Source organism: Ferruginibacter sp. (assembly GCF_031430955.1).
GTDB lineage: Bacteria > Bacteroidota > Bacteroidia > Chitinophagales > Chitinophagaceae > Ferruginibacter.
Map to the genome: position 1 here is coordinate 1 of NZ_JANPCM010000204.1, position 6,198 is coordinate 6,198.

General features: G+C 36.6%; 6 protein-coding genes. 5 read left to right on the plus strand and 1 reads right to left on the minus strand.

Features of this window, described 5'->3' with window-relative positions; genetic code table 11:
- The first annotated feature begins 88 nt into the window (after positions 1 to 88).
- Both ACY65O_RS05785 and ACY65O_RS05790 read left to right on the plus strand, forming a co-directional pair.
- A complete protein-coding gene (locus ACY65O_RS05785) occupies positions 89 to 241 on the plus strand; it encodes an FAD-dependent oxidoreductase (RefSeq protein ID WP_462219906.1) in 153 nt (50 codons plus the stop codon).
- Positions 242 to 328: 87 nt separating this feature from the next.
- Positions 329 to 718: a hypothetical protein gene (locus ACY65O_RS05790; RefSeq protein ID WP_462219901.1), complete on the plus strand. Its 390-nt coding sequence runs from the start codon at positions 329 to 331 to the stop codon at positions 716 to 718.
- 15 nt (positions 719 to 733) lie between these two features.
- Here ACY65O_RS05790 and ACY65O_RS05795 read toward each other — a convergent pair whose 3' ends face one another.
- Entirely contained in the window at positions 734 to 1,054 is a 321-nt protein-coding gene (locus tag ACY65O_RS05795) for a cupin domain-containing protein (RefSeq protein WP_462219902.1), read from the minus strand.
- Positions 1,055 to 1,185: 131 nt separating this feature from the next.
- Here ACY65O_RS05795 and ACY65O_RS05800 point away from each other — a divergent pair, with 131 nt between their 5' ends.
- The 3 genes from ACY65O_RS05800 to ACY65O_RS05810 all read left to right on the plus strand — a co-directional run bounded on the left by ACY65O_RS05800 (position 1,186) and on the right by ACY65O_RS05810 (position 6,192).
- Positions 1,186 to 3,978 carry a TonB-dependent receptor gene (locus tag ACY65O_RS05800; RefSeq protein ID WP_462219903.1) on the plus strand — a complete coding sequence of 931 codons (2,793 nt, stop codon included), beginning with the start codon at positions 1,186 to 1,188 and terminating at the stop codon, positions 3,976 to 3,978.
- A gap of 114 nt (positions 3,979 to 4,092) precedes the next feature.
- Positions 4,093 to 5,499, plus strand: coding sequence for a hypothetical protein (locus ACY65O_RS05805; RefSeq protein WP_462219904.1), 1,407 nt, complete (start codon positions 4,093 to 4,095; stop codon positions 5,497 to 5,499).
- Between the two features lie 207 nt (positions 5,500 to 5,706).
- Positions 5,707 to 6,192 (plus strand): hypothetical protein, encoded by a 486-nt coding sequence (locus tag ACY65O_RS05810; RefSeq protein WP_462219905.1) that lies wholly within the window; start codon positions 5,707 to 5,709, stop codon positions 6,190 to 6,192.
- Positions 6,193 to 6,198: the final 6 nt, after the last annotated feature.

Here is a 6,198-nt window from a genome sequence, read left to right on the forward strand (position 1 = left end):
TATCAGCATTTCATCGGCACTGTATAAACCACCCAATAAATTAATCCTGGATTAATTAAAAACATTTTTAAAAATAAATGGTAATGCCATTGCCGAAACATGGCACGGCATTTATCCAAAGCTTACCAATGGGGATACAGAAATTTTCTTTTCGCCAGACCCCGGTGTATATGTATTAAATGGTGTTGGTGGCGCCGGCATGACCTTATCTTTTGGCCTGGCAGAAGAAATGGTGGAGTAGGTGCTGATGGTAAATGCATAACGTAAGTATTAAAATAATTTAATTTTTATACGCAACGCTTCTGTAATTACCGTTGTCCGTAATAATATGAAAACTTTAGTCATTTATTTTTTGGTATCTACTTCGGTTATTTTTTTTACCAGTTGTAAAAAAAGCAAACCCATACCTCCTGTAAATAACGAGGTTGAAATTCGGGTAAAAAATACTGCACCCTGGATATTTTACGATTGTACGGTAAACCCCAACGGAAGTGCCTACAATTATGGAGATGTAAGGATTGATTCTTTATCTGCCTATAAAACATTTTTCAAAGCGTACCGGTATGCCCCGATTGTATTAACTATGAATGGCAAAATCTACAGCATTATCCCAATTGATTACATAAGTGAAACTCCTCTTGTACATGGCAAGTATACCTATAAACTTACTTATTCTGCTACAGATGACAGATTGAATATAGAGCTGATCAAAGATTAGATCAGCAGAAAGTTATCATTTATAATCTTCCCTCACCGGGTTAAACACATCAATTAATTTACAATCGGTAATAGCAGTAGCACCATGTTTTAAATTTGGAGCCACAGTTATGGCCATACCTGCTTTTAAAATAAATTCTTCGCCTTCTAAAATAAAAAGCATTTCCCCTTCCTGTACATAGCTTACCTGCTCATGTATGTGTGAATGAACAGGCACAGTGTAACCCGCTTTTGCATCTATAAAGCCAACACTTAAATGTTGTGCATGTAAATATTTTCCGGCAAAGCCTTCAACAATTTCTCTTGTTTTAATATCATCAATTACAATTGCTTTCATTTTGTATTTTTTAGCAAGATAATAATTTACTGTGGTAACAATTTGGTAACAGTAAATATACAATTGATTAATACACCGGTAACATTGCAGTAATGTTAAAAGGCTCTCTTTGCTGCATGAAATTTACGAACATGAGAAGCTTTATTACACTTATTACATTTATCATTTTATCATTTACAGCCGTTGCCCAAAAAGGGAAGATAGAAGGTAAGATTACTGATGCCAAAACAGGACAGGCAATTGCCGGTGTTACTGTAATGATCAATGGCAGCAAGTCGGGGGTATCATCTAACAACGATGGTTATTTTGTTTTAACACTTGAAGCTGGAAAAAAATATTCCCTTACGCTTTCTTCGGTTAATTATAAAACAAAGGAAATAACCGATGCAGAAGTAACAGCAAACGATGTTAATCATTTAGATATTCTTTTAGAGTCTGCGGCGAAAACTGAAACAGAAGTAATAATAAAATCTTCTTCTACCAAAAGACTGGAAACCAGTGCAGCCCTTATTGCTTACCAAAAAAATACTGCTGTTGTTGCACAGGTTATAAGTGCAGAAGCTATTAGAAGGAGCCCTGATAAAAATACCGGTGAAGTGTTGAAAAGAGTTCCGGGTACATCTGTACAAGACGGAAAATATTTAGTAGTTCGTGGTTTGGCCGACAGGTATAACCAGGCAATGCTTAACGGCATATTATTAAGCAGTACAGAGCCCGACAGAAAAACATTTTCGTTCGATTTATTTCCTGCTGCAGTAATTGATAACATTATTGTAAACAAAACTTTTATACCTGAATTACCCGGCGAGTGGGCTGGTGGTTTAGTGCAGGTTAATACCAAAGATATTCCCAGTAAAGGATTTTTAAGCATTCAGTTAGGTACAGGTTTTAACAGCCAAACCATTGGTAAAGATTTTTACAGTTACCAAGGTGGTAAATACGACTGGCTTGGCCTTGATGATAAAACAAGGAAATTACCTGCTGAAAATTTTCCTGTAAAAACAAAATTTCAGTTGCTTACACAAGATGAAAAAAATGGGTACGCTGCTCAATTTAAAAATACCTGGACCTCCACTGCAGGCAATGCAGGATTAAATGCAGCGGTGCAAATTAATGGTGGTTTTAAATCGAAATTATTTGGCAAAGATGTTGGTGGAATACTTGCTTTAAGCTACAATAAAAGTAACAGGAACCTTGCTTTTCAAAACAGGTTTTACAGCATTAACGGAACTAATGCCGATGTAAACTTCGATTATCAAAATAATAAATACTCTCAGGATGTTTTGCTGGGTGGCCTTGCAACTTTTGCCATTCAGTTAAACAGCCTTAATAAGATCAGCATTAAAAACCTGTTCAATATTAATGCTTCTGATTATACCACTTTACGTACCGGAAAAGATTTTGAAAGCGACCCCATTGCAGGAGAAAACGTAAGGGCCAAAGAGCTGGCTTTTAAATCGAACATTTATAATAACACACAAATTACCGGCGAACATAATCTTGCCAAATTGAATATTAAACTAAAATGGTATGGAGGTTTTGGCATTTTGGATCAATACATACCCGACCAGCGCCGTATTCAATATAACCAATCAGTAACCACTCCCAACCAACCTTATTTAGCTTTAATAAGTGGTACACTTTCGCAAAAAACCGGCAGCCGTTTCTTTAGTAATTTAAACGACTATATTTATACAGCTGGTACAGATGTTGCCAAAACATTCCGCTGGTTAGATAATAACCAAACAGTAAAAGCCGGATACTTATTCCAGGTAAAAGACAGGTTGTTCGATTCAAGGCCTTTCTCTTTTACCCTTTTTGCAGATAACCCTGCAATAAGGGCACAGGATGAAGCAACTATTTTTAGCGAAGCCAATATTGGTGGTGCCAATAATAAATTTTCTTTTGATGAAATATCGGGTAACCGTTTTAGGTACATTGCCAACTCTATTTTAAACGCCGGCTACTTACAATTTGATAACCAGTTTAGTGATAAAATAAGATTGGTATGGGGTGCTAGGGCCGAACATTTTGACCAGGTGGTGGGCAGTATGAAACAAAGCGATCCACGCCATGTGTACAGCAAAGTATTAGATATTTTACCGGGTGTAAATTTCACTTATAAATTAAATCCAAAAACAAATATCCGTTTGGCAGCTTCGCAAACTGTTATCCGTCCGGAGTTTAGGGAAATTTCTTCTTTTGCATTTTTTGATTTTGAATTAGGCGCAACTATTTTAGGTAACCCCAGCCTGCAGCGTACAAAAATCACCAACCTCGATTTACGTTACGAAGTTTATCCGGGTGCAGGAGAGTTAATTACCCTTGGAGCTTTTTACAAGTATTTTAAAAATCCCATTGAGCTGTATTTTAACCAGAGTGGCGTAGGTACCAGCAGCACTTTCAATTATTTAAATGCAGATAAGGCCATTGGTTATGGTGTGGAGTTGGAATTGAGAAAAAAATTAACCTTTATCCGTTCTTTAAAAAACATGACACTGTACAGCAACATCAGCTATATACAAAATGAAGTAAAAGACAGCAAAGCAAACATCAACAGGCCAATGCAGGGGCAAAGCCCTTATGTAGTAAATGCAGGCTTGCAATATGATGTTGAAAAAGCAGGATTAAATACTACTCTTTTATTCAATCAAATTGGAAGAAGAATTTTATATGTGGGTAACGAACAGGTACCGGCTATTTGGGAAAACCCACGTCCGCTTTTAGATTTTCAAATTGCAAAAAAACTACTGAAAGGAAAGGGTGAAGTAAAATTAAATATTTCAGATTTACTGAACAGGTCTGCGTATTTCTATCATGATTTGGATAACAGCAAAAATTATAAAACACAAAATGATGCTGTGGCTATTAAAAGAAATTACGGTACTACTTACAGTATTTCCTTTGGATATAATATAAAATAAAATGCCTCTGCATCTCTCTAAAAAACTGAGATAAATTCCGGAGAAATTTAGCAGAATAAAAAATTTAGTCCTTTTAAAAAACAATAAATCAAAATTTCTTAAAAATAAACAATCATGAAAAAGTTATTAAGCATCGCAATTGCAGCCTCAGTTTTAGCAACCGGATGCAGAAAAATTGAAGTAGATGGCACTACTGCAGTTATTACAAATCCTGGTGGGGGAACACCAAATGGCCAAACCATTACTTTAGAAGGAAAAATAAGTAAGGACAGTGCTTTAAAATCCATTAATACCTACATATTAAAAGGCCCGGTGTATGTAACCAATAATGCTACCATTACAATTGAAGCAGGAACAACCATCAAAGGTGATATTATTAATGTAGGTGCATTAATAATTACCAGGGGTGCTAAAATTGTTGCACAGGGTTCGGTTGATAAACCAATTGTGTTTACATCAAATTCGGCTACGCCACGCAGTGGCGATTGGGCAGGAATTGTATTGTTAGGCAAATCACTTACTAACAGCAGTTTTAATGGTACAGCAGGCCTTGGCGAAATTGAAGGTGGTATTAATGATGCTAATGGTAACGGCTTATACGGCGGTACTGATGCTGCAGATAACAGCGGCGTTTTAAGTTATGTACGTATTGAATATGCAGGCTATGCATTTTTACCAGATAAAGAAATTAACAGTTTAACAATGGGTGGTGTAGGCAATGGTACCAAAATAGACCATGTGCAGGTTACTTATGCAAAGGATGATGCTTTCGAATGGTTTGGCGGCACTGTAAACTGCAGTTATCTTATTGCCTATAAAACACAGGATGATGATTTTGATACCGATAACGGTTATAGCGGCAATGTGCAGTTTGGTTTAATCATCAGGGATTCTTCTATTGCAGATCTTTCAAAATCTGAAGCATTTGAAAGTGATAACGATGCAAACGGCAGCACACTTGCTCCGTTTACAAGTCCGGTATTCAGCAACGTAACTGCTATTGGTCCTAAAGCAACTTTATCAAATAATGGCAGCAGTTTATATTTAGCAGGCGCCCACATCCGCAGAAACACAAAAGTTTCAATTTTTAATTCCGTATTTATGGGATGGCCAATTGGTATTTTTATTGATGCCACAAAAGGCAACCCCACAGACCTGAATATTAATGACAGTACTTTAAGAATAAGGAACACTATCATTGCCGGCTGCCCTACACCTGTCAGTTATGCAGCAAGCTCATCTGCACCAACTGGTGCCTCTGCTGCTTCTTTACAGGCATGGTTTACCAATTCTTATTTTGGTAACTCTATTTTATCTACCAACGATGATGCAAAATTTGTAAATCCATTTAATTATGCATTGCCCGATTTTGGTCCTTTTGGTACATCGCCGGCAGCCACTGGTGCTAAATTTACCGACCCTAAATTAGCAACTGGCTTTGCATCTGTAACTTTTCGTGGTGCTATAGCGCCTGCAGGTGCTGATGCGGTGTGGCACAAAGGATGGACAAGATTTAATTAAATTTTCTTAAGCAATAAAGCAAGTTTTTCTCATGCTTGAAACGCACCCTTTACTCTTATCGGGTGCTTTTTTGTTTACACTTCCGTGTTAAATTAATGTTACCAAATTGTTACTATGCACATTTAAAACACATTCTTTTTCACATAGTGTAATTAAACATTTTTGAAATTATATTCACACTCTCTTAAACAAATAAAACTATAGTTTATGAAATGGGTTAGCGTAAACAATGGTACTGCACAGGAAAGTTTTGAATTATGGGAAGCCGGTACAAAAGTGGCAGATATTTCCTTTAGTAAAAGTACACGTATTGCAAGGTTTGTAAGTAAATTAAGCAAGCGGCTTTTCTTTTTTGAAAGAAGAGGCTTACTAACGCCTAAGGCCGTTATTAAAAATGAGTACGGTATAAAAATGGGTAAAGTAGAGGAAACAAAACCGGGTACCGGCAAAGGCTATGTGGAGTTAAACGATGAAAAATATTTTTTTGTTTATAACGAAAATAATAATGGCGAGTTATTGCTATACGATGAAGCCATGCAAAAAAGCCTGCTTACCTGCAGCTTTAATACCTTATCAGCCGGTTTTAATAAAACAAGATCTTTGCTGGATACAAAATTCCCCAGTTTACTGATGGCGCTTTGCTGGTACGTTTTTCAGCAGCAGGCTGTTATTGTTACAGAGGCTGTTGCCTGATTTTTT